Annotated in this window: 20 protein-coding genes and 4 tRNA genes; 22 read left to right on the top strand and 2 right to left on the bottom strand. The window is 61.6% G+C overall.

From position 1 onward, the window contains the following. Positions 1–130 precede the first annotated feature (130 nt). From leuC to KSS96_RS19225, 19 genes are all read left to right on the top strand, one after another. The gene (gene leuC, locus KSS96_RS19315) at positions 131–1,549 is read left to right on the top strand and encodes a 3-isopropylmalate dehydratase large subunit (RefSeq protein ID WP_017530193.1); all 1,419 of its coding nucleotides are present in this window, start codon (positions 131–133) and stop codon (positions 1,547–1,549) included. 10 nt (positions 1,550–1,559) lie between these two features. Beyond that, positions 1,560–2,204, top strand: coding sequence for a 3-isopropylmalate dehydratase small subunit (gene leuD, locus KSS96_RS19310; protein WP_017530192.1), 645 nt, complete (start codon positions 1,560–1,562; stop codon positions 2,202–2,204). A 151-nt stretch (positions 2,205–2,355) separates the two neighbouring features. Further along, positions 2,356–3,120: a class I SAM-dependent methyltransferase gene (locus KSS96_RS19305; protein ID WP_017530191.1), complete on the top strand. Its 765-nt coding sequence runs from the start codon at positions 2,356–2,358 to the stop codon at positions 3,118–3,120. A gap of 53 nt (positions 3,121–3,173) precedes the next feature. Next, a complete protein-coding gene (leuB, locus tag KSS96_RS19300; RefSeq protein WP_017530190.1) occupies positions 3,174–4,256 on the top strand; it encodes a 3-isopropylmalate dehydrogenase in 1,083 nt (360 codons plus the stop codon). A gap of 64 nt (positions 4,257–4,320) precedes the next feature. Beyond that, positions 4,321–5,433, top strand: coding sequence for an aspartate-semialdehyde dehydrogenase (gene asd / locus KSS96_RS19295; RefSeq protein ID WP_017530189.1), 1,113 nt, complete (start codon positions 4,321–4,323; stop codon positions 5,431–5,433). Positions 5,434–5,663: 230 nt separating this feature from the next. Beyond that, positions 5,664–6,674, top strand: coding sequence for an aspartate-semialdehyde dehydrogenase (locus KSS96_RS19290; RefSeq protein WP_017530188.1), 1,011 nt, complete (start codon positions 5,664–5,666; stop codon positions 6,672–6,674). A 163-nt stretch (positions 6,675–6,837) separates the two neighbouring features. After that, positions 6,838–9,369, top strand: a complete 2,532-nt coding sequence (locus tag KSS96_RS19285) for a motility hub landmark protein FimV (protein WP_217855217.1) — start codon at positions 6,838–6,840, stop codon at positions 9,367–9,369. Between the two features lie 127 nt (positions 9,370–9,496). Then, on the top strand, positions 9,497–10,321 hold the full coding sequence (gene truA / locus KSS96_RS19280) for a tRNA pseudouridine(38-40) synthase TruA (RefSeq protein ID WP_020379920.1): 825 nt from the start codon (positions 9,497–9,499) through the stop codon (positions 10,319–10,321). Positions 10,322–10,384: 63 nt separating this feature from the next. Further along, the gene (locus tag KSS96_RS19275; RefSeq protein WP_017530185.1) at positions 10,385–11,017 is read left to right on the top strand and encodes a phosphoribosylanthranilate isomerase; all 633 of its coding nucleotides are present in this window, start codon (positions 10,385–10,387) and stop codon (positions 11,015–11,017) included. Between the two features lie 247 nt (positions 11,018–11,264). Beyond that, positions 11,265–12,185, top strand: a complete 921-nt coding sequence (gene accD, locus KSS96_RS19270) for an acetyl-CoA carboxylase, carboxyltransferase subunit beta (protein WP_017530184.1) — start codon at positions 11,265–11,267, stop codon at positions 12,183–12,185. Then, positions 12,182–13,489, top strand: a complete 1,308-nt coding sequence (gene folC, locus KSS96_RS19265) for a bifunctional tetrahydrofolate synthase/dihydrofolate synthase (RefSeq protein ID WP_017530183.1) — start codon at positions 12,182–12,184, stop codon at positions 13,487–13,489. The genes accD and folC overlap by 4 nt, the downstream gene beginning before the upstream one ends. Further along, a complete protein-coding gene (locus tag KSS96_RS19260; RefSeq protein ID WP_065877648.1) occupies positions 13,473–14,135 on the top strand; it encodes an SPOR domain-containing protein in 663 nt (220 codons plus the stop codon). The genes folC and KSS96_RS19260 overlap by 17 nt, the downstream gene beginning before the upstream one ends. Positions 14,136–14,392: 257 nt before the next feature. After that, a complete protein-coding gene (locus KSS96_RS19255) occupies positions 14,393–14,950 on the top strand; it encodes a CvpA family protein (protein WP_003192538.1) in 558 nt (185 codons plus the stop codon). 41 nt (positions 14,951–14,991) lie between these two features. Then, the gene (gene purF / locus KSS96_RS19250; RefSeq protein WP_017530181.1) at positions 14,992–16,497 is read left to right on the top strand and encodes an amidophosphoribosyltransferase; all 1,506 of its coding nucleotides are present in this window, start codon (positions 14,992–14,994) and stop codon (positions 16,495–16,497) included. A 65-nt stretch (positions 16,498–16,562) separates the two neighbouring features. Further along, positions 16,563–17,774, top strand: coding sequence for an O-succinylhomoserine sulfhydrylase (locus KSS96_RS19245; protein WP_065877647.1), 1,212 nt, complete (start codon positions 16,563–16,565; stop codon positions 17,772–17,774). Between the two features lie 11 nt (positions 17,775–17,785). Then, complete coding sequence (locus tag KSS96_RS19240) at positions 17,786–18,550, top strand: SDR family oxidoreductase (RefSeq protein WP_020379919.1); 765 nt, start codon at positions 17,786–17,788, stop codon at positions 18,548–18,550. A 107-nt stretch (positions 18,551–18,657) separates the two neighbouring features. After that, positions 18,658–18,733, top strand: a tRNA-Val gene (locus KSS96_RS19235). A gap of 55 nt (positions 18,734–18,788) precedes the next feature. Further along, a tRNA-Asp gene (locus KSS96_RS19230) sits at positions 18,789–18,865 on the top strand. Between the two features lie 105 nt (positions 18,866–18,970). Next, a tRNA-Asp gene (locus tag KSS96_RS19225) sits at positions 18,971–19,047 on the top strand. Positions 19,048–19,204: 157 nt separating this feature from the next. Here the strand turns inward: KSS96_RS19225 and KSS96_RS19220 are convergent. Beyond that, the gene (locus tag KSS96_RS19220) at positions 19,205–20,488 is read right to left on the bottom strand and encodes an NAD(P)/FAD-dependent oxidoreductase (protein ID WP_017531157.1); all 1,284 of its coding nucleotides are present in this window, start codon (positions 20,486–20,488) and stop codon (positions 19,205–19,207) included. A gap of 184 nt (positions 20,489–20,672) precedes the next feature. On the opposite strand from KSS96_RS19220, the gene KSS96_RS19215 reads away from it, so the two are divergent. Further along, positions 20,673–20,749 (top strand) — tRNA-Val (locus tag KSS96_RS19215). A gap of 183 nt (positions 20,750–20,932) precedes the next feature. Here the strand turns inward: KSS96_RS19215 and KSS96_RS19210 are convergent. Further along, entirely contained in the window at positions 20,933–21,553 is a 621-nt protein-coding gene (locus tag KSS96_RS19210; RefSeq protein WP_017531156.1) for a CatB-related O-acetyltransferase, read from the bottom strand. 344 nt (positions 21,554–21,897) lie between these two features. Here KSS96_RS19210 and KSS96_RS19205 point away from each other — a divergent pair, with 344 nt between their 5' ends. After that, a complete protein-coding gene (locus KSS96_RS19205) occupies positions 21,898–22,614 on the top strand; it encodes a DUF969 domain-containing protein (RefSeq protein ID WP_017531155.1) in 717 nt (238 codons plus the stop codon). Next, the gene (locus KSS96_RS19200; protein ID WP_017531154.1) at positions 22,611–23,561 is read left to right on the top strand and encodes a DUF979 domain-containing protein; all 951 of its coding nucleotides are present in this window, start codon (positions 22,611–22,613) and stop codon (positions 23,559–23,561) included. Before KSS96_RS19205 ends, KSS96_RS19200 begins: the two co-directional genes overlap by 4 nt.

The following is a 23,561-nucleotide window of genomic DNA, read 5'->3' as shown; positions in this document are numbered from 1 at the left end:
CCAGTTGGTAATCCAAAGCATAAAAAATATGAATTTGAGTTATTTAATGTAGCGCCATACCATCAGCCTCACAAGCCAAAGGGTTATTGAAAAGCCCGGCGCATGAAATACCGCTGATGAGGACCGACTGATGGCCGGCAAAACGCTTTACGACAAGCTTTGGGATTCCCATGAAGTGAAACGGCGCGATGATGGGTCGTCGCTGATCTACATCGACCGTCACATCATCCATGAAGTGACCTCGCCCCAAGCGTTCGAAGGCCTGCGACTGGCAGGGCGCAAGCCTTGGCGTGTCGACTCGATCATCGCCACCCCGGACCACAACGTACCGACCACCCCGGAGCGCAAGGGCGGCATCGAAGCGATTGCCGACCAGGTATCGCGTCTGCAGGTACAGACCCTGGATGACTACTGCGACGAATATGGCATCACCGAATTCAAGATGAATGACGTGCGTCAAGGCATCGTCCACGTCATCGGCCCGGAGCAGGGCGCCACGTTGCCGGGCATGACCGTGGTTTGCGGCGACTCGCACACCTCCACCCACGGGGCCTTTGGCGCCTTGGCCCATGGCATCGGTACGTCCGAGGTGGAGCATGTGTTCGCCACCCAGTGCCTGGTCGCCAAAAAGATGAAGAACATGCTGGTGCGTGTCGAAGGCACCTTGCCGTTCGGCGTCACCGCCAAGGACATCGTGCTCGCCGTGATCGGCAAGATTGGCACCGCCGGCGGTAATGGCCACGCCATTGAATTCGCCGGCAGTGCGATCCGCGACCTGTCCATCGAAGGCCGCATGACCATTTGCAACATGTCCATCGAAGCCGGTGCCCGTGTGGGCATGGTGGCGGCGGATGAGAAGACCGTTGAATACGTCAAAGGTCGTCCGTTCGCGCCAAGCGGCGCCGATTGGGACGCCGCGGTCGAAGCCTGGAAAGACCTGGTGTCGGACGCCGACGCGGTGTTCGACACCGTGGTTGAGCTCGACGCCGCGCAGATCAAGCCGCAAGTCAGCTGGGGCACTTCGCCGGAAATGGTCTTGGCCGTTGACCAGAACGTGCCGGACCCGGCCAAAGAGGCCGACCTGGTCAAGCGCGGTTCCATCGAGCGCGCCTTGAAATACATGGGGTTGAAAGCCAACCAGGCGATCACCGACATCCAGTTGGACCGCGTATTCATCGGCTCCTGCACCAACTCGCGGATCGAAGACCTGCGCGCTGCGGCGGTGATCGCCAAGGGCCGCAAGGTCGCCTCGACCATCAAGCAAGCCATCGTGGTGCCGGGCTCGGGCCTGGTCAAAGCGCAAGCCGAAGCCGAAGGCCTGGACAAAATCTTCCTGGAAGCCGGTTTTGAGTGGCGCGAGCCGGGCTGTTCGATGTGCCTGGCGATGAACCCGGACCGGCTGGAGTCGGGCGAGCATTGCGCGTCCACCTCCAACCGTAACTTCGAAGGGCGTCAGGGCGCCGGCGGGCGTACCCACCTGGTCAGCCCGGCCATGGCCGCCGCGGCTGCCGTCAACGGTCGTTTCATCGACGTTCGCGAATTGATCTGAGGAATACCCGATGAGAGCTTTTACCCAACACACAGGTCTTGTCGCGCCGTTGGACCGTGCCAACGTGGACACCGACCAGATCATCCCCAAGCAGTTCTTGAAGTCGATCAAGCGCACCGGTTTCGGCCCTAACCTGTTCGACGAATGGCGCTACCTGGATGTGGGCTACGCCTACCAGGACAACTCCAAGCGCCCGTTGAACAAGGACTTTGTGCTCAACGCCGAGCGTTACCAGGGTGCCAGTGTATTGCTGGCCCGGGAAAACTTCGGTTGCGGCTCCAGCCGTGAACACGCGCCGTGGGCCCTGGAAGAATATGGCTTTCGCAGCATCATCGCGCCGAGCTACGCCGACATTTTCTTCAATAACAGCTTCAAGAACGGCCTGTTGCCGATCATCTTGACCGACGCAGAAGTCGACGAACTGTTCAAGCAGGTGGAAGCCGATGTGGGCTACCAATTGACCGTCGACCTGGCCGCGCAAACCGTGACCCGTCCGGATGGCAAGGTGTATCACTTTGAAGTGGACGCCTTCCGCAAACACTGCCTGATCAACGGCCTGGATGATATTGGCCTGACCTTGCAGGACGGCGAGGCGATTGCCGCGTTTGAAGCCAAACACCGGGCTAGCCAGCCTTGGTTGTTTCGCGACGCCTGATTTGCTGTAGGCAGGACTGCCGCCATCGGGAGCAAGTCGAATCGTCGCACCGCCCCTCCCACATTTTGATCTGTGAATGCAGTCAAAGGTGGGAGGGGGCTTGCCCCCGATATGGCCAGTGTTAACAACACACCACCCAAGGAAAGCCACCATGACCACCACCGCCCATACCCAAGTCGTGCAAAAACAATTCGGCGAACAGGCTGCGGCCTACCTGAGCAGTGCCGTGCACGCCCAAGGCACCGAGTTCGCGCTGCTGCAGGCCGAGCTGGCCGGGCAGGGCGGTGCACGGCTACTGGATCTGGGCTGCGGCGCCGGGCATGTCAGCTTCCACGTGGCGCCGTTGGTTAAAGACGTGGTGGCCTATGACCTGTCCCAGCAGATGCTCGATGTAGTGGCTGGCGCTGCGCAAGATCGCGGCTTCACCAACATCAGCACCGTACAGGGCGCCGCCGAACGCCTGCCATTTGCCGATGGCGAGTTTGACTTCGTGTTCAGCCGCTACTCGGCTCACCACTGGAGCGATCTTGGCCTGGCCCTGCGCGAAGTGCGCCGCGTGCTCAAGCCGGGCGGTGTGGCGGCGTTTGTCGACGTCTTGTCACCGGGCAGCCCGCTGTTGGACACTTACCTGCAAACCGTCGAAGTGCTGCGCGACACCAGCCACGTGCGCGATTACTCCGCCGCCGAGTGGATGCGCCAGCTCAGCGAAGCCGGTTTGCATGTACGCAACAGCAGTCGCCAGCGCCTGCGCCTGGAATACACCTCCTGGGTCGAACGCATGCGCACGCCCCAAGCCTTGCGCGTCGCGATCCTGCAGTTGCAGCAGGCGATGGGCCAGGAAGTACGCGATTACTATGAGATTCAAGCCGACGGCACCTTCAGCACCGACGTGCTGGTGGTCTTCGCTGAACGCTGATTGATTTTTCCCGACCTGCCCACGGGCGGGTTGCTTGATGAAATGAGGAACGCATGAGCAAGCAGATTCTGATTCTCCCTGGCGACGGTATTGGTCCGGAAATCATGGCCGAAGCGGTCAAGGTGCTGGAACTCGCCAACAGCAAGTACAGCCTGGGTTTCGAGCTGAGCCACGACGTGATCGGCGGCGCAGCCATCGACAAGCACGGCGTGCCCCTGGCCGACGAAACCTTGGACCGCGCCCGCGCCGCCGACGCCGTACTGCTCGGCGCCGTGGGTGGCCCGAAGTGGGACAAGATCGAACGTGATATCCGCCCTGAGCGCGGCCTGCTGAAAATCCGCGCGCAACTGGGCCTGTTCGGCAACCTGCGCCCCGCGATCCTCTACCCGCAACTGGCCGATGCGTCGAGCCTCAAGCCGGAAGTAGTGGCGGGCCTGGATATCCTGATCGTGCGTGAGCTGACCGGCGGTATCTACTTCGGCTCGCCACGCGGCGTGCGTGAGTTGGAAAATGGCGAACGCCAGGCCTACGACACCCTGCCGTACAGCGAGAGCGAAATCCGCCGTATCGCCCGTGTCGGTTTCGACATGGCTCGCGTGCGCGGCAAAAAGGTTTGCTCGGTCGACAAGGCCAACGTCCTGGCTTCCAGCCAGCTGTGGCGCGAAATCGTTGAAGAAGTCGCCAAGGACTACCCGGACGTCGAGCTGAGCCACATGTACGTCGACAACGCCGCCATGCAACTGGTGCGCGCGCCGAAGCAGTTCGACGTGATCGTCACCGACAACCTGTTCGGCGACATCCTGTCCGACCAGGCCTCCATGCTCACCGGTTCCATCGGCATGCTGCCGTCGGCGTCGCTGGATACCAACAACAAGGGCATGTACGAGCCTTGCCACGGTTCGGCGCCGGACATCGCGGGCCAGGGCATCGCCAACCCGCTGGCGACGATTTTGTCGGTCTCTATGATGTTGCGTTACAGCTTCAACCTGTCCGATGCGGCGGACGCCATCGAGAAGGCTGTAAGCCTGGTGCTGGACCAAGGCCTGCGCACCGGCGACATCTGGTCGCAGGGTTGCACCAAAGTCGGAACGCAAGAAATGGGCGACGCAGTAGTCGCCGCGCTGCGGAATCTGTAATCTCTCGGGCCCGCTGGCAGTTATTGCCGCCAGGCGGCCCACTTTTTAACAAGGTGTAGTTGCGATGAAACGTGTAGGTCTGATCGGTTGGCGCGGTATGGTCGGTTCCGTGCTCATGCAGCGGATGCTGGAAGAGCAGGATTTCGATCTTATTGAGCCGGTGTTTTTCACCACATCGAACGTGGGTGGCCAAGGGCCGTCCGTGGGCAAGGATATTGCCCCGCTCAAGGACGCCTACAGCATTGACGAGCTCAAAACCCTCGACGTGATCCTGACCTGCCAGGGCGGCGACTACACCAGCGAAGTCTTCCCCAAGCTGCGCGAAGCCGGCTGGCAGGGTTATTGGATCGACGCCGCGTCGAGCCTGCGCATGCAGGACGATGCGGTGATCATCCTCGACCCGGTCAACCGCAAGGTCATCGACCAGCAACTGGACGCCGGCACCAAGAACTACGTGGGCGGCAACTGCACCGTCAGCCTGATGCTGATGGGCCTGGGTGGTCTGTTCGAGGCTGGCCTGGTGGAGTGGATGAGCGCCATGACCTATCAGGCGGCGTCCGGCGCCGGCGCGCAGAACATGCGCGAACTGATCAAGCAGATGGGCGCGACCCACGCCGCTGTCGCCGATCAACTGGCCGACCCGGCCAGCGCGATCCTCGACATTGATCGCCGCGTGGCCGAAGCCATGCGCAGCGATGCCTACCCGACCGAGAACTTCGGTGTGCCATTGGCCGGTAGCCTGATCCCGTGGATCGACAAGGAACTGCCCAACGGCCAGAGCCGTGAAGAGTGGAAGGCCCAGGCCGAGACCAACAAGATCCTCGGTCGCTTCAAGAGCCCGATCCCGGTTGACGGCATTTGCGTGCGTATCGGCGCCATGCGTTGCCACAGCCAGGCGCTGACCATCAAGTTGAACAAAGATGTGCCGATCGCCGATATCGAAGGGCTGATCAGCCAGCACAACCCATGGGTCAAGCTGGTGCCGAACAACCGCGATATCAGCATGCAGGAGTTGAGCCCGACCAAGGTCACCGGCACTCTGAATGTACCGGTGGGCCGCCTGCGCAAGCTGAATATGGGCAGCCAGTTCCTCGGCGCGTTCACCGTGGGCGACCAGCTGCTGTGGGGCGCGGCTGAACCGCTGCGCCGTATGCTGCGGATTTTGCTGGAGCGTTGATTGCTTGTAGGCTGTTTAAAAACCCCGCGCTCTGGTGACAGGCGCGGGGTTTTTTAATGGGCTTTCGGGCCTCATCGGGAGCAAGCCCCCTCGCACACTGCGCAGAACAAAATGTGGGAGGGGCTTGCTCCCGATGAGGCCATCAGCCACACCACAACCCCCAGGCTAATTGCCTCACCCCCTGCCACCCGGTAAAGTGCCGCTCCCCCGCAATGCCCGAGGCAGCCCCCATGACCCAGACCTTTGAAATTGCCGTAATCGGCGCCACCGGCACCGTTGGCGAAACCCTGGTGCAGATTCTCGAAGAGCTGAATTTCCCGGTGGGCACCTTGTACTTGCTGGCGGGCAGTAACTCCGCCGGTGCATCGGTCCCGTTTCGTGGCAAGAACGTGCGGGTCAAGGAAGTCGACGAGTTCGACTTCAGCAAGGCGCAACTGGCGTTTTTCGCCGCTGGCCCTGCGGTAACCCTGAGCTTTGCACCGCGCGCCACGGCGGCAGGGTGTGCGGTGATCGATTTGTCGGGTGCCTTGCCCGTCGACCAAGCGCCCCAGGTGGTGCCCGAAGCCAATGCACACGTTCTGGGCAGCCTGAAAAAACCCTTCCAGCTTGGCAGCCCGAGCCCGTCCGCCACCAACCTGGCCGTGGTGCTGGCGCCGTTGCGCGCGGTGCTGGATATCCAGCGCGTCAGCGTTACCGCCAACCTGGCGGTGTCGGCCCAAGGCCGTGAGGCGGTCAGTGAGTTGGCCCGTCAGACGGCGGAACTGCTGAACGTACGCCCGCTGGAGCCGAAGTTCTTTGATCGGCAGATGGCCTTCAACCTGCTGGCACAAGTCGGCACGCCAGATGCTCAAGGTCATACCGCCCTGGAGAAGCGTCTCGTACACGAACTTCGTGCAGTGCTGGAATTACCTTTGCTAAAGATTTCCGCAACTTGCGTTCAAGCCCCGGTGTTTTTTGGCGATAGCCTGACTGTGTCGTTGCAGTTGGGCGCGCCGGTCGACCTGGCGGCGGTCAACCGCGTGCTCGGCACCGCACCAGGCATAGAGCTGGTAGAGGAGGGGGATTACCCCACTGCCGTGGGCGATGCCGTGGGGCAGGATGTGGTCTATGTGGGCCGCGTTCGCACCGGCGTGGATGACCCTGCGGAACTAAATTTGTGGTTGACGTCAGATAACGTACGTAAAGGCGCAGCCCTTAACGCGGTGCAACTGGCGCAGTTGTTGATAAAAGGCCTTGTGTAAAAGATACTTGGCGGCAATTTGTAGATTGATTCTAACCAGGCGCTATGCTTGGCCCCAAGCAGGAACAGTTGCGTGTCGGTGACCTATCGGCTCGCCATGCCTTATGGCAAGCGGTTACCAACCTTCTCGCAGGCCGGGGAGTGTTCAGACAAAGGATGAGGCTATGGTTCAAGTTCGCAAACTGGTGTTAGCAATAGCGGCCGCCTCGGCGCTGTCCTCCGGTATGGCGCAGGCGCTGCAGCTCGGGGAAATGACCCTCAAGTCGAAGTTGAACCAGCCCCTGTCGGTGGAAATCGAATTGCTGGATGTCGGTGGCCTCACGGCGGCCGAGATCACCCCGAGCCTGGCTTCATCCCAGGCGTTTGTGGATGCGGGCGTGGATCGCCAGGCGTTTCTCAATGACCTGACGTTTACCCCGGTGATCAACCCCAATGGTCGCAGCGTGGTGCGTGTCACCTCCAGCAAGCCGCTGCCTGATTCCTATGTGCGCTTTCTGCTGCAGGTGCAATGGCCCAACGGCCGCCTGATGCGCGACTACAGCGTATTGCTCGACCCGGCCAAATTCGACCAACCCGCACCGGTGGCCAAGGCCGCCGCGCCGCGCTTGAGTGCGCCTGCCAGCAGCGCGCCCGCCGCCAGCACCTCGGCCCAACACACCACCACCTCCCGCGACACCCTGTGGGAAATTGCCGAGAAATACCGCAACGGCGGCTCGGTGCAGCAGACCATGCTGGCCATCCAGGCGTTGAACCCTGGCGCCTTTGTCGGCGGCAATATCAATCGCCTTAAAACCGGCCAGGTGCTGCGCCTGCCGGACACGGTGCAAAGCACGGCGCTGCCGCAACCCCAGGCGATCGCCGAAGTGCGTGCGCAGAACGATGCGTGGCGCCAGGGCCGGCGCTCGGCCAATAACCAGGCCGCCGGCAAACAGCAACTGGACGCCACCAAGCGCACCCAGGCGGGCAACGCACCGTCTACCACCAATGCCAAGGACAATTTGAGCCTGGTTTCGGCCGAAGCGGCCAAGAAGGGTGGCAAAGGCAAGGCCGGTGACAGTCAGGCCCTGAGCGACAAACTGGCGATGACCCAGGAGCAACTGGACACGACTCGCCGCGACAACGAAGAGCTGAAAAGCCGCGCGGCCGATTTGCAAAGCCAGTTGGATAAGCTGCAAAAGCTGATTCAACTGAAGAACGATCAATTGGCCCGTCTGCAGGCGGAAAAAGTCGAGCCGGCCGCGCAACCGACGGCGGTAATGCCCGCACATTTGGCCACTGAGCCTGCCGCGCCCGTGGCGGCCCCAGCGGCCCCCGTCGCGGCGCCGACGCCCGCGCCCGAGCCGGTCAAGCCAGTCGCTGCGGCTGACACCGCCGAAGGCAAATTCAACGAGCTGCTGACCAACCCGGTTGTGCTGGGCGTTATCGGCGGCGCGGCGGGGCTGGTGGTGCTGTTGCTCCTGCTGCTGTGGGCGCGCCATCGCAACGCCCGCCGTGAAGAGGAAAAGCACCTGCGCATGGCGCGGGCCCTGGCTGAAGAGCCTCTGTTCAGCTCGAACATCGAGCAGGACCTGCCATCGGACAGTTTTGAAGGCCTGGAAACGCCGCCGCCGAACGTCAAGCTGACGGCCGCGCCCGTCCCGGCGCCAGTGCCGCCGGCAGCCGTGGTGCCAACGGTTGCTTCCGTGCTCGCGCCGCTGGCCGTCGCCGTGGCGCCGGTCAACTCCAACGATGCGCTGGCGCAAGCCCAGTCCCATATCGACCGTGGTCATCTGAACCAGGCCGCCGATGTGCTGGAGCAGGCGATCAAGCAGGAGCCCAAGCGCAGCGACCTGCGTTTGAAGCTGATGGAAGTCTACGGCCTGCAAAGCGACAAAGACGGCTTCGTGACCCAGGAGCGTCAGTTGGTGGCCAATGGTGAAAACCATGCCCAGGTCGAGCAGCTCAAGTCGCGCTTCCCAGCGATGGCCGTCGTGGCGGCAGGCGTCAGTGCTGCGGTAGCTGCTGCGGCGCTGGATGCTCAGTACGTCAAGGAGTTGCTGGAGGACAAACCGGCAGCTGCGGCGCCTGAACCTGAAGCGGCCGACACCGATTTTGATCTGAGCCTGGACGACCTTGAAGCAGCGTCGCCGGCCGATCCGGATGATGTGTTGAGTTTTGAATCGGTGCTGCAACAGCAAACCGCAGCCAACGAATTGTCGGACTTCGACTTGGATCTGCAAGTGGATGGGCCGGCTTCGACCCTGTCCGATGATGACTTCCTTTCGGGCTTGGAAGAGCAGATGAAGGACGTCCCGGCCGTGGAGCCGCCGACCCTCACCCCCGCAGCGCTGGATGATTTCGATCTGCCGGAAGATTTCGACCTGTCACTGGCGGACGAGCCTCAAGCCGATGCCAAGCCCGATGCCTTCGCGTCCGAACTGGATGATGTCAACGCCGAGCTGGACCGCCTGTCCCAGAGCCTTGAGCATCCTCCTATCGGGCCGTCCTTCACGGCCGAAGACGCTGCACTGGGTGATGATGAGCCGGAGTTCGACTTCCTCTCCGGCGCCAATGAGGTTGCCACCAAGCTGGACCTGGCCCAGGCCTATATCGATATGGGCGATGCAGATGGCGCGAAAGACATCCTGGCCGAAGTGCTGACTGAGGGCGATGAGTCCCAGCGCGGCGAAGCCAAGGAAATGCTCGGCAGAATCTGACGGTTGTGGGAGGGGGCACTCCATAACAAAATCGCCCGCCACCCTTGCGCCGTCTTTATAATGGCCGCCTTTGCGCAACCCATCAGGCTCTCAATTCTTGGCAAATATAGATAACGCGGCCGCCGAAATGGCGGCCGCAGGCTTTCACCGCATCGCCCTGGGCGTGGAATACAAAGGTTCGCGCTATCGCGGCTGGCAGCGCCAGGCATCGGGCGTGCCGACCGTACAGGAAACTCTGGAAAAGGCCCTGTCCAAGGTCGCCGATTCGCCGGTCTCGCTGATGTGCGCCGGGCGTACCGACGCCGGGGTACACGCCTGTGGCCAAGTGGTGCACTTTGACACCCAGGCCGAGCGCACGATGAAGGCGTGGGTGATGGGCGCTAATATCAATCTGCCTCATGACGTGAGCGTCAGTTGGGCCAAGGTCATGCCGGCGCATTTTCATGCACGCTTCAAGGCGATTGCCCGGCGCTATCGCTATGTGATCTACAACGACCAGATCCGCCCGGCGCACCTTAACGAAGAAATTACCTGGAACCACCGCCCGCTGGACGCCGAGCGCATGGCCGAAGCCGCGCAGCATCTGGTGGGCGTGCATGATTTCAGTGCCTTCCGTGCCGGCCAGTGCCAGGCCAAGTCGCCGATCAAGGAGGTGCATCACCTGCGGGTGAGTCGCCACGGCAAGATGATTGTGCTGGACATCCGTGCCGGTGCGTTCCTGCACCATATGGTGCGCAACATTGCCGGCGTGCTGATGACCATCGGCACCGGCGAGCGTCCGGTGGAGTGGGCCAGGGAAGTGCTCGAGAGCCGCATCCGCCGCACGGGTGGCGTCACGGCGCATCCGTTCGGGCTGTATCTGGTCGATGTGGAGTACCGCGACGAGTTCGAACTGCCGGATCGTTTTATCGGGCCACATTTCCTTACCGGTTTCAGCGAACTTGGCGGCTGACGCCCGGAAAAGCTTTTGTTACCATCCGGGACTTTCTCGGCCAAACCCTGAGGTTTCTACGACATGTCAGCCGTTCGCAGCAAGATTTGCGGGATTACCCGCATAGAAGACGCGCTGGCGGCGGTCGAGGCGGGGGCGGATGCCATCGGTTTTGTGTTTTATGCCAAGAGCCCGCGCGCAGTGAATGTGCTGCAGGCGCGTGCGATCATCCAGGCACTGCCGCCGTTCGTCACCACTGTGGGATTGTTCGTCAATGCCAGCCGTTGCGAACTCAACGAAACCCTGGATGCCGTGCCGCTGGACATGCTGCAGTTTCACGGCGACGAAACCCCGGACGAATGTGACAGCTACCAGCGCCCGTACATCAAGGCGCTGCGCGTCAAGGCCGGTGATGACATCGCCGCCGCCTGTGCCGCGTACGCCGGGGCGCGCGGGATCCTGCTCGACACCTACGTCGAAGGTGTACCGGGTGGTACGGGGGAGGCGTTCGATTGGACGCTGATTCCCGAAGGGCTGGGCACGCCGATCATCCTGGCCGGCGGCCTTGACCCGGCGAACGTCGGGGCGGCCATCGCCCAGGTCCGGCCGTATGCCGTGGATGTCAGTGGCGGGGTGGAGCAGGGCAAGGGTATCAAGGACCACGCCAAGATTCGCGCATTCCTACACGCGGTGCGCAACAGCAACGGTGGGATGTGACGGCTGGCAGTCTGCCGCCGTCCATAACTACCACTGTGTAAAACAGTCCGGTGCCGCCTGTGGGTGGCCTGGAAACAGAAGTGGCAACCCTGCACTGGCAGGTTGTCTGGAAGGCTGAGGGTGCGGGTTGGAAATGGCAGGTCGAACGTCTGACCCCGTCCAACTGGCGTCATCGTCACATAAATGAATTTAGCTCAAGGGCATACGCGGGGCTGTGTTCAAGCCACCGGTACTGGAGAAAGAAAGCATGAGCAACTGGTTAGTAGACAAACTGATCCCTTCGATCATGCGTTCCGAGGTGAAAAAAAGCTCGGTTCCTGAAGGTCTGTGGCACAAATGCCCTTCCTGCGACGCGGTGCTGTACCGCCCGGAGCTGGAAAAGACCCTGGACGTTTGCCCCAAGTGCAACCATCACATGCGTATCGGCGCGCGCGCGCGTATCGACATCTTCCTGGATGCCGACGGCCGTAACGAGCTGGGCGCGGACCTGGAGCCGGTTGACCGTCTCAAGTTCCGCGACGGCAAGAAGTACAAGGACCGCCTGAGCGCTGCGCAAAAGCAGACGGGTGAGAAGGATGCCTTGATCTCCGTCAGCGGCAAGCTGCTGGGCATGCCTGTGGTCGTGTCGGCGTTCGAGTTCTCCTTCATGGGCGGCTCCATGGGCGCCATCGTTGGCGAGCGTTTTGTTCGCGCCGCCAACTATGCCCTGGAAAACCGTTGCCCGATGATCTGCTTCGCCGCTTCCGGTGGTGCACGCATGCAGGAAGCGCTGATTTCCCTGATGCAAATGGCCAAGACCTCCGCAGTATTGGCGCGTCTGCGCGAAGAAGGTATTCCGTTTATCTCCGTGCTGACCGACCCGGTCTACGGCGGCGTATCCGCCAGCCTGGCGATGCTGGGCGATGTAATCGTCGGCGAGCCGAAAGCCCTGATCGGCTTTGCCGGCCCGCGCGTGATCGAGCAGACCGTTCGCGAAAAACTGCCGGAAGGCTTCCAGCGCAGCGAGTTCCTGCTGGAGCATGGCGCGATCGACATGATCATTGCGCGCGGTGAGTTGCGTCCACGCCTGGGTAACCTGCTGGCGCAAATGATGGGGCTGCCGACGCCGGTCTACATCGCGCCTAAAGTAGAGCCGATTGTCGTACCGCCTGTGCCTGCGAACCTATGACCCAGCGAACCCTGGGCGAATGGCTCGCCTACCTTGAGCAGTTGCATCCGTCCGCCATCGACATGGGCCTGGAGCGCTCGCAACAGGTAGCGGCCCGCCTTGGGTTGGGCCGGCCGGCACCGCGTGTGATCACGGTGACCGGCACCAATGGCAAAGGCTCTACCTGCGCCTTCGTTGCCGCGCTGCTGCAAGCCCAAGGGCTGAAAGTGGGCGTGTACAGCTCACCGCACCTGCTGCGCTATAACGAGCGCGTGCAGCTCAATGGTGTCGAAGCCACCGACGAGCAGCTCTGCGAAGCCTTCGCGGCACTGGATGCCGGCCGGGGCGAAACTTCCCTGACTTACTTCGAGATGGGCACCCTGGCGGCGTTCTGGCTGTTCGAGCGCGCGCAACTGGATGTGGTCGTGCTGGAAGTGGGGCTGGGTGGGCGTCTGGACACGGTCAATGTGGTGGATGCGGACCTGGCGCTGGTCACCAGTATTGGCGTGGACCATGCTGACTACCTGGGTAATACCCGTGAGTCCGTGTCCTACGAAAAGGCCGGAATCTTCCGTCAGGGCAAGCCGGCGCTGTGCGGTGATCTGGACCCGCCACAACCCTTGCTGGACAAGGTGCGAGAACTGGCCTGCCCATTTTTCCTGCGGGGGCGCGAATTCAATCTCGAGGTCGGCGAGCAGTCTTGGCAGTGGCGTGGGCGTGATGCCCGAGGTCAAGCCGTAGAGCTGCGCGACCTGCCGCTGCTGAACCTGCCGATGGAAAACGCTGCGCTCGCGCTGCAAGCTTATCTGCTGCTGGATCTGCCGTGGAATGCCGAGCAGATTGCCGCGACCTTGCTGGCGACGCGCGTGGTAGGGCGCCTGGACCGTCGCGTAGTCGACTGGCAGGGCAAGCGCTTGAGCCTCTTGTTGGACGTTGGGCATAACCCCCATGCGGCGGACTATCTGGCCCGGCGTTTGGCGCGCACGGCGCCGGCCGGTCGGCGCCTTGCCGTGTTCGGTTTGCTGGCCGACAAGGACCTGGAGGGTGTGCTTGCACCGTTGTCGAGCAGTGTCCAGGCTTGGGCGGTAGCGCCGCTGGATACGCCGCGCAGTCGTCCGGCGGCAGAACTCGAAGTGGCCTTGCAGAACCTTGGTGCGTCCGTGGCATCGTATGCAAGCGTGACGGCGGCCCTTGAGGCGCAGTGCGCGGTGGCGACGGCGGAGGACGAGATTCTGTTGTTCGGATCATTTTATTGTGTTGCCGAGGCGCTTGAGTGGTTGGCCCGGCGCTCCACGGAGGAAGCTGCACATGGCATTACTCGATAGCGCGTACAAGCAGCGAATGGTTGGAGCCCTGGTTCTGGTGGCGCTGGCGGTGATTTTCCTGCCGATGTTGTTTTCCCGCCAGGACGAGCAACGCCAGGTCGTGGTTGAAGCCCCGGCTGCGCCGCAGGCGCCGGCCGTGCCGCAGGTGCAGGTTGAGCCTGTGGTGGTGCCCGAGCCCCAGGCGTTGCCGGAACAAGAGCCTGTGCCAACGGATGAGGAAGTGGCCGCGCAGCAGGCGCCGTCGATGCCGGTGCAGCCAAGCGTGCCGGTGGTCAAGCCGGCGCCCGCTGCGCCGGCTGTCGCCGCCAAGCCTGCTGCTCCTGCGTCCCCGCCCAAGCCGGTAGCGCCGCAACCTGCGGCGCCAGGCAAGCCGGATGTGGGGCAGAGCCGCATCGACCCGAATGGCTTGCCGATCAGTTGGTCGATCCAGGTGGCCAGCCTGGGCAATCGCGAAGGTGCCGACGCTTTGCAGAAGAAGCTGCGTGCCCAGGGGTACAACGCTTACATCCGCAGTGCCGATGGCAAGAACCGTGTGTTTATCGGGCCGCTGATCGAGCGCGCCGAGGCGGATCGCCTGCGCGATTTGCTGGATCGTCAGCAGAACCTGAAGGGGTTCGTGACCCGTTTCCAGCCTGAGCGCGGCTGATTCCGCATCGATTTCAGCTTGGAATGCAGTTAAGTGTGGGAGGGGGCTTGCTCCCGATAGCGGTGTATCAGTATCAGACTTTCTGACTGACCCACCGCCATCGGGAGCAAGCCCCCTCCCACATTGATGTGTGGTGGGGGTTGAAATGCGATTGGCTCGCCACAAACTATTGATTTGCAAAGCAGCCGCAATCACAGCTTACCGACAGCCCGGCGCTCTGCTAAAATGCGCCGCCTTATCCGTACGTAGGCTGCACTGTGCCATTTACCTGGGTTGATTGGGCGATTGTTGCCATCGTCGCCATCTCCGCGTTGATCAGTCTGAGCCGCGGCTTTGTAAAAGAAGCACTGTCGTTGCTGACCTGGATCATCGCAGGAGTCGTAGCCTGGATGTTTGGTGGTTCATTGTCGGTTTACCTGGCCGGTTACATCGAAACACCTTCGGCTCGCGTCATCGCGGGCTGCGCCATCATGTTCATCGCCACGCTGCTGGTGGGAGCAATGGTCAATTATCTTATTGGCGAGTTGATACGTGTCACCGGCCTCTCCGGGACCGATCGATTTCTCGGCATGGCCTTTGGTGCCGCGCGTGGCGCATTGCTGGTGGTCGTGGCGGTCGGGCTGTTGAGCCTGGGGCCGGTACAGCAGGATTCGTGGTGGCAGGAGTCGGTACTCGTGCCAAAATTTCTATTGGTTGCAGACTGGTCCAAGAACCTCATTTTGGGGTGGAGCAGTCAGTGGCTGGCCAGCGGAATCAGCGTACCCGCTGATCTTCCGTTCAAGGAACACCTCTTGCCGGCCAAAACGCCTCAGTAAGCTGTGTTCAGTCAAGATCCATTAAGTAGGGGTTGCGTCGCATGTGTGGCATCGTCGGTATCGTCGGTAAGTCGAACGTCAATCAGGCGCTGTATGACGCGCTAACCGTCCTCCAGCACCGCGGCCAGGACGCTGCCGGTATTGTGACCAGCCATGACGGCCGGTTATTCCTGCGCAAGGATAATGGCCTGGTGCGTGACGTGTTCCACCAGCGTCACATGCAGCGGCTGGTCGGGCACATGGGCATTGGTCATGTGCGTTACCCGACTGCCGGCAGCTCGACCTCGGCCGAAGCTCAACCGTTTTACGTCAACTCGCCTTACGGCATCACCCTGGCGCATAACGGCAACCTGACCAACGTGGAACAACTGGCCAAGGAGATTTACGAATCTGACCTGCGCCACGTCAACACCAGTTCCGACTCGGAAGTGCTGCTCAACGTGTTTGCCCACGAGCTGGCCCAGCGCGGCAAGCTGCAGCCGACCGAAGAAGACGTGTTCGCCGCCGTGATCGATGTGCACAACCGTTGCGTCGGTGGTTATGCCGTGGTGGCGATGATCACCGGTTACGGCATCGTTGGTTTCCGCGACCCGCACGGCATCCGCCCGATCGTGTTCGGCCAGCGTCACACCGACGAAGGCGTCGAGTACATGATCGCTTCCGAAAGCGTGTCCCTGGATGTGCTGGGCTTTACCCTGATCCGCGACCTCGCGCCGGGCGAAGCGGTGTACATCACCGAAGATGGCAAGCTGCACACCCGCCAGTGCGCCGTGGCGCCGAAACTCACCCCGTGCATCTTCGAACACGTCTACCTGGCGCGTCCGGATTCGATCATCGATGGTGTTTCGGTATACAAGGCGCGCCTGCGCATGGGCGAGAAGCTGGCCGACAAGATCCTGCGCGAGCGTCCCGAGCACGATATCGATGTGGTCATCCCGATCCCGGACACCAGCCGCACCGCCGCGCTGGAACTGGCCAACCACCTGGGCGTCAAGTTCCGCGAAGGCTTCGTCAAGAACCGCTACATCGGTCGTACATTCATCATGCCGGGCCAGGCGGCGCGCAAGAAGTCGGTACGCCAGAAGCTCAACGCCATCGAGCTGGAATTTCGCGGCAAGAACGTGATGCTGGTGGATGACTCCATCGTGCGCGGTACCACCTGTAAGCAGATCATCCAGATGGCCCGCGAAGCCGGGGCGAAGAACGTGTACTTCTGTTCCGCCGCGCCTGCCGTGCGTTACCCGAACGTGTACGGTATCGACATGCCGAGCGCCCACGAATTGATCGCCCACAACCGCAGCACCCAGGACGTGGCCGACCTGATCGGCGCCGATTGGCTGATCTATCAGGACCTGCCGGACCTGATCGAAGCGGTCGGTGGTGGCAAGATCAAGATCGAGCAGTTCGACTGCGCGGTGTTCGACGGCAAATATGTGACCGGTGACGTCGACGAGGCCTACCTGAACAAGATCGAGCAGGCGCGTAACGACTCCTCGAAGATCAAGACCCAGGCGGTCAGCGCGATCATCGATCTGTACAACAACTGAGTAGACACCGGCCCTGAGGGGCCGGTTTTGCATCATAAATAAAGCATTGAGCAAGGAGTGGCAGCATGAGTCAGGAATGGGATGCCGGTCGGTTGGACAGCGACCTCGATGGCGTAGCTTTCGATACTCTGGCTGTGCGCGCAGGCCAGCACCGGACCCCTGAAGGTGAGCACGGCGACCCGATGTTCTTCACCTCCAGCTACGTGTTCCGCACGGCAGCCGATGCGGCTGCGCGCTTTGCTGGCGAGGTGCCGGGCAATGTCTACTCGCGCTACACCAACCCGACCGTGCGTGCGTTCGAAGAGCGTATCGCGGCCCTGGAAGGTGCCGAGCAGGCAGTGGCGACGGCGACCGGCATGGCGGCGATCCTGGCGGTGGTGATGAGCCTGTGCAGTGCCGGCGACCATGTGCTGGTGTCGCGTAGTGTGTTCGGTTCGACCATCAGCCTGTTCGAGAAGTACTTCAAGCGCTTCGGCATCGAAGTGGACTACGTGCCCTTGGCCGATCTGTCCGGTTGGGATGCGGCGATCAAGGCCAACACCAAATTGTTGTTCGTCGAGTCGCCCTCGAACCCGCTGGCTGAATTGGTGGATATCGCTGCGTTGTCCGAAGTCGCTCATGCCAAGGGCGCCATGCTGGTAGTCGACAACTGCTTCTGCACGCCTGCGTTGCAGCAGCCGCTGAAGCTGGGCGCGGACGTTGTGGTGCACTCGGCCACCAAGTTCATCGACGGCCAGGGCCGTTGCATGGGCGGTGTGGTGGCCGGTCGTGGCGAGCAGATGAAGGAAGTGGTGGGCTTCCTGCGCACCGCCGGCCCGACCTTGAGCCCGTTCAACGCCTGGATTTTTCTCAAGGGCCTGGAAACCCTGAGCCTGCGCATGAAAGCCCATTGCGCCAATGCCCAGGCCCTGGCCGAGTGGTTGGAGCAGCAGGACGCCATCGAAAAAGTCCACTACGCCGGGCTCCGGAGCCATCCGCAACACGAATTGGCGCAGCGCCAGCAGCGTGGTTTCGGCGCGGTGGTGAGCTTCGAAGTGAAGGGGGGCAAAGAGGGGGCGTGGCGCTTTATCGATGCGACGCGCCTGATCTCCATCACGGCTAACCTGGGCGACAGCAAAACCACGATTACCCATCCGAGTACCACTTCCCACGGCCGTCTGGCGCCGCAGGAGCGTGAGGCGGCGGGTATTCGTGACAGTCTGATCCGCATCGCGGTGGGCCTGGAAGACGTGGCTGACCTGCAGGCAGACCTGGCTCGCGGGTTGGCGGCGTTGTGATCGAGTGGTCCATGGAAGCCGCGGCGGCCACTAACGGGCGCGTCGCGCTGGTGACAGGCGCTGCGCGAGGCATTGGCCTTGGGATCGCGGCGTGGTTGATCAGTGAAGGTTGGCAAGTGGTGTTGACCGACCTGGACCGCGAGCGCGGTGCCAAGGTGTCCAAGGTGCTGGGTGAAAACGCCTGGTTCATCACCATGGATGTGGCCGATGAGAAGCAGGTCGCCCAAGGCGTTGCCGAAGTGCTCGGGCAGTTTGGCCGCCTGGATGCGTTGGTGTGCAACGCGGCGGTGGCCGACCCGCGCAATATCACCCTGGAAAGCCTTGACCTGGCCTACTGGAATCGCGTGCTGGCGGTGAACCTCAGTGGGCCGATGTTGCTGGCCAAGCACTGCGCGCCTTACCTGCGTGCCCACGGCGGCGCGATCGTCAACCTGGCATCGACGCGGGCCCGTCAATCGGAGCCGGACACCGAAGCTTATGCGGCGAGCAAGGGCGGTTTGTTGGCCTTGACGCACGCGCTGGCCATCAGCCTCGGGCCGGAGGTGCGGGTCAATGCCGTCAGCCCTGGCTGGATCGATGCGCGTGATCCTGCCGCACGGCGTGCCGAGCCTTTGACCGACGCAGATCACGCCCAGCATCCGGCGGGCAGGGTGGGCACAGTCGAGGACGTGGCTGCGATGGTGGCGTGGCTGCTGTCGCGCCAGGCGGGCTTTGTGACCGGGCAGGAGTTTGTGGTGGACGGCGGCATGAGCAAGAAGATGATTTACAGCGAGTAGGGCCGGCAGCGGTCTTGAAGCAATTTTGTCTTTTTCAGAAAAACTTCAAGCAGGCTATTGACTTAGGTCTGCTACCTGCGTAAATTTCGCGGCCTCAACGAAGCAAAGGGTGATTAGCTCAGCTGGGAGAGCATCTGCCTTACAAGCAGAGGGTCGGCGGTTCGATCCCGTCATCACCCACCACTTCTTGAGAGTTTTGCCCTTGGGCAAGACGCAACGTTAAAGGTTGCACCGACGCGCAGCGGTAGTTCAGTCGGTTAGAATACCGGCCTGTCACGCCGGGGGTCGCGGGTTCGAGTCCCGTCCGCTGCGCCATATTTTCCAGGTTCGAGTTATCGGGCTTGAGATCGAACAGCCAAGGTTGCTCGGTCAGACGTTTAAAGACGGTTGAGGGTTTACGCTCAGCCAGTCAAGCGATACGCAGCGGTAGTTCAGTCGGTTAGAATACCGGCCTGTCACGCCGGGGGTCGCGGGTTCGAGTCCCGTCCGCTGCGCCATATCTGCCTCAAGGCCCACTGAACGCCTTGAAGCACAAAGAAAGCCATTGGCTGCTTTGATCCGATAGCAAAGACCCTGGTCGAAAGACCGGGGTTTTTTGTGTCTGCGATTTGGTGATGTGTTGCGAGAGCCGGCGAGCCGGCCCCCTTGGCAGTGTCAGAACCCCAACTTGTCCCGCAAGCCGTAGTACCAAGCCCCCAGCGCCGCAAACGGCGTGCGCAACAGTTGCCCGCCCGGGAACGGGTAGTGCGGCAGGTCGGCAAACGCGTCAAAACGTTCGGCCTGGCCTCTCAATGCTTCGGCCAGTACCTTGCCTGCCAGGTGCGTGTAGGTCACGCCATGGCCGCTGCAGCCCTGCGAGTAGTAAATGTTGTCACCCAGGCGACCCACCTGCGGCAGTCGCGACAAGGTCAGTAGGAAATTGCCGGTCCAGGCGTAGTCGATCTTCACATCCTTGAGTTGCGGGAAGGCCTTGAGCATTTTCGGCCGGATGATTGCCTCGATATTCGCCGGATCGCGCGCGCCGTACACCACGCCGCCGCCGAAGATCAGGCGCTTGTCGCTCGTAAGGCGGTAGTAGTCGAGCAGGTAGTTGCAGTCTTCCACGCAGTAATCCTGCGGCAGAAGCGTCCTGGCGAGTTCGTCCCCCAGTGGCGCGGTGGTGATCACCTGTGTGCCGCACGGCATCGACTTGGCCGCCAGCTCCGGCACCAGGTTGCCCAAGTAGGCATTGCCCGCGACGATGATGAACTTGGCCCGGACCTTGCCCTCGGCGGTGTGCACCACCGGATTGGCGCCGCGCTCGATACGCACCGCCGCCGATTGCTCATAGATCGTGCCGCCCAGCGACTCCACCGCGGCCGCTTCACCGAGCGCCAGGTTGAGCGGGTGGATATGCCCGCCACTCATGTCCAGCAGGCCGCCGACATAATTGTCGCAGGCCACCACCTCGCGGATACGGCGTTCGTCCAGCAACTCCAGCTGCGTATGGCCGTAGCGCTCCCACAGGCGCTTCTGCGACTCCAGATGGCCCATGTGCTTGCTGTTGAGCGCGGCGAACACGCCGCCGTCCTTCAGGTCGCACTGGATCTGATACTTGGCGACCCGCTCGCGAATGATCCTGCCGCCCTCGAACGCCATCTGCCCCAGCAGTTGGGCTTGCTGAGCCCCGACGCTGCGCTCGATCACATCGATATCGCGGCTGTAACTGTTGACGATCTGCCCGCCATTGCGGCCCGACGCGCCAAAGCCCACCTTGGCGGCTTCCAGTACCGTCACGCGAAAACCGTTCTCCAGCAGAAACAGCGCGCTGGACAAGCCCGTATAGCCGGCGCCGATCACGCAGACATCGGTTTCGACGTCGCCTTGCAACGTCGGGCGAGGCGGAACGGCATTCGCGGAAGCGGCGTAATACGATTGGGGGTAGGGGGTGTTCGCCATCCTGGAACCTCTGTTTTATATTTTTTACGAGTGGCCAGATCCTACCTCAGTTGAAAATTGCCTGCCAGCCACCCGGAAAAGGCGGGTGTGCCAGCTGCAAATAAAAAATTCGCATATTCATAGGCTTAGCTGCAAAAAAGAGGTTGACACCCCTGCGCAATTCCGTAGAATGCCGCCTCACAGCAGGCACGTAGCTCAGTTGGTTAGAGCACCACCTTGACATGGTGGGGGTCGTTGGTTCGAGTCCAATCGCGCCTACCAAACAAAATCCGCTCTGCTGGGCGGTCTAGAGGGGTCATCGGAAACGGTGACCCCTTTTTGCTGTCTGCGATTTGCAAAACGTTGCTAATCCCACCTCAGAACGCCAGCTCTGCATCCTCCTTGCCAACCCGACCTCGTGCTGAGGCCGGTTCAAGAGGGACGCTCGGTGTATTCCCAGTGAAATCAGCGAGCCCGCTGTTTGAGGTACTCGACGAAAGGCTCGATGTCGCTGCTGCAGAGCAGATGGGCCACTGCGCGAACCTCCGCCTCGGGCCACTCCCACCAGGCGGATTGTTCAAGGATTTGGCGAGTCGGTTCATCGAAACGCCAGCGGATGTGCTTGGCCGGGTTGCCTCCGACGATGGAGTAGGGCGCGACGTTTTTTGTTACCACTGAACCGGCCGCGACCACTGCGCCATTGCCGATGGTGATGCCAGACAAAATGATGGCATGGGAGCTTATCCAGCAATCGTTGCCAATGCTGACGTCGCCGTTGCTGCCGCCGAAGTCGGTGATGTGAGCAAGCGCCTTGATCTTCGCCGGGAATGGATAGCAGCTGAGCCAATCGGTGCGATGGTGGCCGCCCAGATAGACTTCGACATCGCCTGCGATAGAGGTATAGGCGCCTACGCGCAGGGTGGTGCCTTCATTCCAGTCGTGGACTTTCACATCACCATAGGTGCCCAGGCCGAAGCTGTACTTCGGGTAACGGTTACGCAATTTCTGGGTGGAACGTTCCAGCGCAGTCATTGCCCGTAACGCTTTGCGTTCCTGATGTTCGCGCCATTTACGCAGTAGCTTCATGCCTTGGCCTTTCGCAGATCTTGAAAACAGTGCGCCATCCTGATGACTGCGCGCGTGCGATGCAAGATCGGCGTGCCATTAGTCTTGCCCGGCCTCTGCTGTTCAAGCCGGCACCGTTCAATTAGCGCTGACGCCTTGCGCCGACAAAATTTATTGGTTCACAGCAACAATTTTTCTTGTTGGACACCTCCCGCTTCCAGGCAGCAAAGTTGCCGCCACTGACGCTCGCCCTTACGGGTCAACAATAAAAAACCGAGCCGACTGCACGCCACTTCCTGCTGTGAACCCTTTGTTCACATCCTGCTGTAATGGCGCCGCAGCGCGCACTTAAGGACTTCATCGCCATGCAAACTGTTGTGAACTTATGGCCGTTGATCGGCGTACTTGTGATCGTGGTTGGCTTTGTTTTGCGCTTCAATCCGCTGTTGGTGGTCACCGCCGCCGCTATCGCCACCGGGCTTGCCGCCCATTTCCCGCTGGAAAAAATCCTCGCCACCATGGGTGATGGCTTCCTTCAAACCCGTGCCCTGCAATTGATCCTGTTACTGCCCCTGGCGGTCATCGGCTTGCTGGAGCGCCATGGGCTGCGCCTGCATGCGCAGAACTGGATTGCACGATTTGAGCGCGCCACGGTTGGGCGCCTGTTGATCATCTACCTGTTTGTGCGCGAATCCACGGCCGCCATGGGCTTGACCAGCCTGGGCGGGCACCCGCAGATGGTGCGCCCGTTGCTCGCGCCGATGGCCGAAGGCGCCGCTGAAAAGCGCTACGGCAAACTGCCCGACAAGCTGCGCCACAAGGTCTTGGCCATGTGCGCGGCGACGGACAACGTCGGTCTGTTTTTTGGCGAAGATATCTTTGTGGCCTTTGGTGCGATTGCACTGATGCACACCTTTCTTCTGGGTTCGGGGATTGATGTCGAGCCGCTGCATATCGCGGTGTGGGGGATTCCCACGGCGATCTGTGCGTTTATTATCCACGCGATCCGCTTGCATCGCTTTGATCGAAGGCTCACCCGCGAGCTGACGCCCGCCGCGACGTCCGTGGAGGCTGCGCAATGATTATCTCCATTCAATACCTGTACTGGCTTGCCGGCGTGCTGCTGCTCATTACCGCAGGCATGATCCTGATGGATCGCGCCCATCCTAAACGTTGGTCCAGCGCACTGTTCTGGCTGTTGTTCGCGATCCCGTTCCTGGTCGGGGAGCGGCTGCCATCGGTGGCCATCGGCGTGGGCGTGGTGGTGATGGCGTTGATCGCAGGATTGGGCGGTGTCGGTCGCGGTAGCCATGCCGAGTTGCATGACAAGGCCTCCCGCGCCAGTGCCGGGCGCCTGGGGCACAAACTGTTTATCCCGGCCTTGGCCATCCCGCTGACCACGGTGATCGGCTCTGTAGTGCTCAAGCACACCGAGATCGGCGGCGTGCCGCTGCTGGACCCGAAAAACACCACGTTTGTTTCGCTTGGCATCGGTTGCCTGATCGCCCTCGGCCTGGCCTGTTGGCTGACCCGCGACACACCGGTGCAAGCCTTGCGCGAGTCGCGTCGCCTCACTGAGGCCTTGGGCTGGGCCATGGTGCTGCCGCAGATGCTGGCGATGCTCGGGTTGTTGTTCAACGAAGCCGGGGTCGGCACGGCCGTTGCGCACGTCACCACCACCTATATCAACCTGGATTACAAGTTGGTGGCCGTGATGGTCTATGTGTTGGGCATGGCCCTGTTCACCGTGATCATGGGCAATGGCTTCGCGGCATTCCCGGTGATGACCGGCGGGGTCGGGGTGCCGGTGTTGGTGGGCATCTACGGCGGTAACCCGGCGGTAATGGCCGCCATCGGCATGTTTTCCGGTTATTGCGGTACCCTGATGACGCCAATGGCGGCCAACTTCAATATCGTGCCGGCGGCGTTGCTGGAGTTGCCGGACAAGAACGCGGTGATCAAGGCGCAGTTGCCGACAGCGTTGATGATGCTGGTGGTCAATATCGTGCTGCTTTATCTGTTGATGTGA

It is taken from the genome of Pseudomonas asgharzadehiana (assembly GCF_019139815.1).
Classification (GTDB): Bacteria; Pseudomonadota; Gammaproteobacteria; order Pseudomonadales; family Pseudomonadaceae; genus Aquipseudomonas; species Aquipseudomonas asgharzadehiana.
Note: the sequence above shows the minus strand (reverse complement) of the source record. Positions and strands in the feature narration are given on the sequence as shown.

Bases quoted from the DNA above. Each gene is read 5' to 3' on its own strand.
- leuC (WP_017530193.1), top strand. From the start codon at position 131: ATGGCCGGCAAAACGCTTTACGACAAGCTTTGGGATTCCCATGAAGTG.
- leuB (WP_017530190.1), top strand. From the start codon at position 3,174: ATGAGCAAGCAGATTCTGATTCTCCCTGGCGACGGTATTGGTCCGGAA.
- truA (WP_020379920.1), top strand. From the start codon at position 9,497: ATGGCGGCCGCAGGCTTTCACCGCATCGCCCTGGGCGTGGAATACAAA.
- KSS96_RS19200 (WP_017531154.1), top strand. From the start codon at position 22,611: ATGATTATCTCCATTCAATACCTGTACTGGCTTGCCGGCGTGCTGCTG.
- KSS96_RS19285 (WP_217855217.1), top strand. From the start codon at position 6,838: ATGGTTCAAGTTCGCAAACTGGTGTTAGCAATAGCGGCCGCCTCGGCG.
- KSS96_RS19305 (WP_017530191.1), top strand. From the start codon at position 2,356: ATGACCACCACCGCCCATACCCAAGTCGTGCAAAAACAATTCGGCGAA.
- accD (WP_017530184.1), top strand. From the start codon at position 11,265: ATGAGCAACTGGTTAGTAGACAAACTGATCCCTTCGATCATGCGTTCC.
- purF (WP_017530181.1), top strand. From the start codon at position 14,992: ATGTGTGGCATCGTCGGTATCGTCGGTAAGTCGAACGTCAATCAGGCG.
- KSS96_RS19245 (WP_065877647.1), top strand. From the start codon at position 16,563: ATGAGTCAGGAATGGGATGCCGGTCGGTTGGACAGCGACCTCGATGGC.
- KSS96_RS19290 (WP_017530188.1), top strand. From the start codon at position 5,664: ATGACCCAGACCTTTGAAATTGCCGTAATCGGCGCCACCGGCACCGTT.
- leuD (WP_017530192.1), top strand. From the start codon at position 1,560: ATGAGAGCTTTTACCCAACACACAGGTCTTGTCGCGCCGTTGGACCGT.
- folC (WP_017530183.1), top strand. From the start codon at position 12,182: ATGACCCAGCGAACCCTGGGCGAATGGCTCGCCTACCTTGAGCAGTTG.
- KSS96_RS19275 (WP_017530185.1), top strand. From the start codon at position 10,385: ATGTCAGCCGTTCGCAGCAAGATTTGCGGGATTACCCGCATAGAAGAC.
- KSS96_RS19220 (WP_017531157.1), bottom strand. From the start codon at position 20,488: ATGGCGAACACCCCCTACCCCCAATCGTATTACGCCGCTTCCGCGAAT.
- KSS96_RS19240 (WP_020379919.1), top strand. From the start codon at position 17,786: ATGGAAGCCGCGGCGGCCACTAACGGGCGCGTCGCGCTGGTGACAGGC.
- asd (WP_017530189.1), top strand. From the start codon at position 4,321: ATGAAACGTGTAGGTCTGATCGGTTGGCGCGGTATGGTCGGTTCCGTG.
- KSS96_RS19210 (WP_017531156.1), bottom strand. From the start codon at position 21,553: ATGAAGCTACTGCGTAAATGGCGCGAACATCAGGAACGCAAAGCGTTA.
- KSS96_RS19205 (WP_017531155.1), top strand. From the start codon at position 21,898: ATGCAAACTGTTGTGAACTTATGGCCGTTGATCGGCGTACTTGTGATC.
- KSS96_RS19260 (WP_065877648.1), top strand. From the start codon at position 13,473: ATGGCATTACTCGATAGCGCGTACAAGCAGCGAATGGTTGGAGCCCTG.